The sequence below is a fragment of the Actinomyces polynesiensis genome (assembly GCF_000820725.1).
In the GTDB taxonomy this organism is placed as follows: Bacteria; Actinomycetota; Actinomycetes; order Actinomycetales; family Actinomycetaceae; genus Pauljensenia; species Pauljensenia polynesiensis.
This window is the reverse complement of the sequence record NZ_CCXH01000024.1, coordinates 1-4,440: the sequence shown is the minus strand read 5'-3', so window position 1 is coordinate 4,440 and position 4,440 is coordinate 1. Positions and strand designations below refer to the sequence as shown.

Annotated in this window: 5 protein-coding genes; 1 reads left to right on the top strand and 4 read right to left on the bottom strand. The window is 71.6% G+C overall.

Annotated features, from left to right (window positions below):
* Positions 1-209: hypothetical protein (locus TA90_RS00900; protein WP_222704583.1), on the top strand; the 209-nt coding region annotated here is incomplete at its 5' end.
* 265 nt (positions 210-474) lie between these two features.
* Here TA90_RS00900 and TA90_RS00895 read toward each other — a convergent pair.
* The 4 genes from TA90_RS00895 to TA90_RS00880 form a co-directional block, all read right to left on the bottom strand.
* On the bottom strand, positions 475-1,164 hold the full coding sequence (locus tag TA90_RS00895; protein WP_331394245.1) for a 16S rRNA (uracil(1498)-N(3))-methyltransferase: 690 nt from the start codon (positions 1,162-1,164) through the stop codon (positions 475-477).
* Between the two features lie 4 nt (positions 1,165-1,168).
* On the bottom strand, positions 1,169-2,281 hold the full coding sequence (gene dnaJ / locus TA90_RS00890; protein ID WP_043534146.1) for a molecular chaperone DnaJ: 1,113 nt from the start codon (positions 2,279-2,281) through the stop codon (positions 1,169-1,171).
* Positions 2,282-2,323: 42 nt separating this feature from the next.
* Positions 2,324-3,340 (bottom strand): heat-inducible transcriptional repressor HrcA, encoded by a 1,017-nt coding sequence (gene hrcA, locus TA90_RS00885; RefSeq protein ID WP_043534145.1) that lies wholly within the window; start codon positions 3,338-3,340, stop codon positions 2,324-2,326.
* Positions 3,341-3,520: 180 nt separating this feature from the next.
* A complete protein-coding gene (locus TA90_RS00880; RefSeq protein ID WP_082031184.1) occupies positions 3,521-4,417 on the bottom strand; it encodes a DUF3097 family protein in 897 nt (298 codons plus the stop codon).
* Positions 4,418-4,440 lie beyond the last annotated feature (23 nt).

The following is a 4,440-nucleotide window of genomic DNA, read 5'->3' as shown; positions in this document are numbered from 1 at the left end:
CCCCTCCTCCGTCCCCCTGGGTGAGGTCGGCGCTGAGGTCGGAGGTCGTGCAGGCTCAGCTGCTCCCGGCCGAGCCCGCAGCCGAGCCCGCGGTGGAGTCCGCCGACGGTGACCGGTCACCGGAGGTGGTTCCCCCGGCCGATTTGGATTCGGCCGGGGCCGACGTGCCCGTGGCACCCGAGGCCGCGGACTGGCCGGACTCCGACTGACCGGAGCCCGCCGAGGTGCATCCGCCCAGGATCAGGGCTGCCACAGCTGCGACAGCCAATGTCAGTGGTGGTTTCCCCGTTGTGGTGAACATCCGTCGAGGCTAGACCCGCTCCGGCCGGACCGCAGATCGGGGGTACTTCCCCACCCTGCCCGGCCCGTGCGGCGCGGCACCACCTACCAGCGCGACACGGCGGCGCTGACCAGCACCAGCGCGCACGGCCCGGCCGTCGAGGAGCGCAGGACGTGCGGCCCCAGGAGCACCACCTACGCCCCGGCGCCGCGCAGCGCGGCGAGTTCCTCCGGTGAGATCCCGCCCTCGGGACCCACCACCACCAGGACCTCGGTCACGAGGGCGAGGTCGTCCGCACGCCCGCGCAGGAGTCGCGTCAGGTGCTCGCTCCCCTCCTCGTGGCACACCAGGCACAGTCCCCCGGTGTCGACGACCTCCTGGACGCGCCCCACCAGGCCGTGGGTGTCCACCGGCTGTGCGACGGAGGGGACGCGGGCGCGGCGGGACTGCTTCGCGGCCGCCCTCGTGACGTCCTCCCACTTCGCCCGTCCCCGTGCGGCCCGCGAGGAGGACCAGCGCACGATCGAACGGTCCGCCTGCCAGGGGAGGACCTCGTCGACCCCGACCTCGGTGGCCGTCTCCACCGCCTGCTCGTCGCGTCCACCCTTCGCCAGCGCCTGGACGAGCACGAGACGCGGGGTGAGGGCCGGCTCCACCTGCCGGGACTCCACGACAAGGTCCAGTCCGGACTTCGAGGCCGCCTCGACCCGGCACCCCAGGCGCAGTCCACGCCCGTCGACGATGTCGAGGTGTTCGCCCGTGGTGAGCCGTCGGACGACGGCGGCATGGCGCCCCTCGGCACCCCCGAGGTGTCCCCGCTCCCCCGGGGTGAGGTCCGCGGCGTGGGGCTCCAGGTCGTCGGCCAGGAAGACGGGGAGGGTCATCGACTCACTGACCGGTGAACTTGTCGCGGAGGCGTTCGAACATCGACTGGTCGCCGCGGCGCGGCTCCACGCGGTCCTCGCCACGGATGGCGGCGAGCTCCTCCAGGAGCTCGCGCGAGCGGTCGTCGAGCTTGCGCGGCACCTCGATGTCGACGTGGACGTGGAGGTCACCACGCCCGGACCGCTGGAGGTGTCCGACCCCGAGGTCGTCGAGGACGACCTCCTCACGGGGTTGCGTGCCGGGGTGGATGCTGACCTCCCGGATCCCGTCGAGGGTCTGGAGGGTGAAGACCGTGCCGAGCGCCGCGGTGGTCATGGGGACGGTGATCCACGTGTGCAGGTCGTCTCCCTGGCGGGTGAAGATCGGGTGCTTCTTCTCGCGGACCTCGAGGTAGAGGTCGCCGTTGGGACCACCGGCCGGACCGACCTCGCCCTGGCCGCTCAGGCGGATCCTGGTGCCGTCGTCGACCCCGACGGGGATGTCGACGGTGAGCGTTCGGCGCGTGCGCACACGTCCGTTGCCGGCGCACTCGTGGCAGGGGTTCGGGATGGTCGTGCCGTGCCCCTGGCAGGCGGGGCAGGGGCTCTGGGTGCGCATGTTGCCCAGGAGGGAGCGCTGGACCCGCGTGACGGAGCCCGTCCCACCACAGGTGGAGCAGGTGACCGGGTGCGTGCCCGGCTCGCAGCACGAGCCGTCGCAGGTGGCGCACCTGACGTAGGTGTCGAGGGTGATCTCCTTCTTCGCCCCGAAGGTCTCCTCCTCGAGGGTCACCTGGACCGCGATGAGCTGGTCCTGTCCGCGCCGGGCCCTGGGGACCGGACCTGCGGAGGAGGCGAAGCCGGAGCCACCGAACATCGTCTCGAAGATGTCGGCGAAGCCGAAGCCTGCGCCCCCACCCATCCCACTCATGGCATCGGGACCACCGATGTCGTACATCTGTCGCTTCTGGGGGTCCGAGAGGGTCTCGTAGGCCACCGAGAGATCCTTGAAGGCCTCCTCGGAGTCGGGTCCCGCGTAGTCGGGGTGCAGCTGACGGGCCTTCTTGCGGTAGGCCTTCTTGATGTCCTCGGGTGTCGCGTCACGCGACACGCCCAGTATCTCGTAGTAGTCATTCACTCGGTGGAGTCCTCGATCGTCCTGTGGGAGGCGGGTTGGTGGTCAGTTGTTGAGGTAGCGCGAGAGGTAGGCGGCGAGCGCCCGAACCGTCGACATCGTGCGCGGGTAGTCCATGCGTGTGGGGCCCACGACGCCGATGTGCGCCGCCGGGCCGCCCCCGCGCCCGTAGGACCCCGAGACGACGGAGGTCCGCGCGAAGGCGTCATGGGGGTTCTCGGCACCGATCGTCACGTGCACGGGACGGTCGTCGGGGTCCACCTCGGAGAAGAGGCGCAGGAGTGCCACCTGTTCCTCCAGCGCGTCCAGGACCGGGGCGATGTCGTGGATGTCGATGCCCGCGCGCGCCAGGTTGGAGGCCCCGGCCATGACGAAGCGTGCCTCGGAGGTCGGCCGGAGCATGTTCAGCAGGCCCTCGCACACCGCGTCCACGAGGGCGCTGTCGCCGGTGGAGGCCGACGCGCGCAGGTCGTCGAGGACCGGGCTGATCTGGTCGGCCGCCAGGTTCTCGCACTCCTCGTTCAGGCGGACCCGGAGCGAGCGCACGGTCTCGGCGTCCACGGGATCGGGGAAGTCGAGCATCCGCTCCTCCACCCGGCCGGAGTTGGTGATGACGACCAGGAGCACCCGGTGGGGGCCCAGGTCCACGAGTTCGAGCCTGCGCAGGGTGGCGGTGGCCAATGACGGGTACTGCACGACGGCCACCTGGTGGGTCACCTGGGCGAGGAGCCTCACCGTCCGGTTGACGACGTCGTCCAGGTCGACCGACTCGGACAGGAAGGACTCGACCGCACGACGCTCAGGTGCACTCATGGGCTTGAGGCTGGCGAGACGGTCGACGAAGACCCGGTAACCCGAGTCCGTGGGCACGCGTCCCGCCGAGGTGTGGGGCTGGAAGATCAGTCCCTGCTCCTCGAGTGCCGCCATGTCGTTGCGGATCGTCGCCGGGGAGACGCCGAGGTCGTGCGAGGCCGCGATCGCCTTCGAGCCGACGGGCTCCCGCGTGTGCACGTACTCCGAGACGATGGCACGCAGCACGTCGAGCCTGCGTGAATCCGCCATCGGTCCGTCCCCCCTCCCGCTCGACGCCCTCGGGCGTCCTCTGGCACTCACTCCGTTCGAGTGCCAATCCTACCCCGTCGGAGCGGAAGTTCAGCGGCTGCGCCCTGTGACCTCCGCCCCCGCCCGTGCCGGACGGCACCTTCCGGGGGTCGTCGGGGGCGGTCGGCGGTCGGGGGGTCCTCAGCGTGTCCCGGGTTCGGTGACGAAGTCGATGAGCTGCTCGACCCGCCCCAGGAGCGCCGGCTCGAGGTCACGGTAGTCGCGCACCGTCGAGAGGATCCTCTTCCACCCCTGCGCGATGTCCGCCTGGTCGGCGTGGGGCCACCCCAGGGCCTCCAGCGTGCCGTGCTTGATGTCCGTGCCCCGGGGTACGTGCGGCCACTCGCGCAGTCCGACACGGGCCGGCCTCACCGCCTGCCAGATGTCGACGAAGGGATGTCCCACGACGAGCACTCCCCCACCCCAGCGTTCCTCCACGGCGTGGGCGATCCGGGACTCCTTCGACCCCCCGACGAGGTGGTCCACCAGGACCCCGGCGCGTTCGGTGTCGGTGGGGCCGAAGACCTCCAGCACCTCCGCGAGGTGGTCGACGCCCTCCAGCAGCTGGACGGTCACCCCGGCCTCGGCGAGGTCGTCACCCCACACGTGCTCCACGAGTTCCGCGTCATGGCGTCCCTCCACCCAGATCCGGCTCGCGCGGGCCACCCGCGCCGGACCACGCGGGGCCGCGATCGACCCGGAGTTCGTGACCCTGCGCCCACCCGGAGTGGTGAGGACCCCGGGTGGTGGGGTGGTCGGTGTGGGAAGCGGGGGCAGGGCGACGACCGGGGCGCCCTCGAGCCAGAACCCGCCGCCCAGCGGGAAGGTGCGCGTGCGACCGCGCCGGTCCTCCAGCTCGACGACGTGCATGCCCCCGGACTTCTCGACCCTCACGACGGCACCGACGAAGCCCGTCGTCACGTCCTCCAGGACCATGCCGGCCTCGACGTGCACCTCCCGCGAGCGCGGACGCCGCGCCCCCGGGCCGTCGCGGTGGGGGTCGTGGGAGAAGATGTCGGTGCCGTACGGGTCGATCACGCGGGACAGCCTAGGGCCCACCG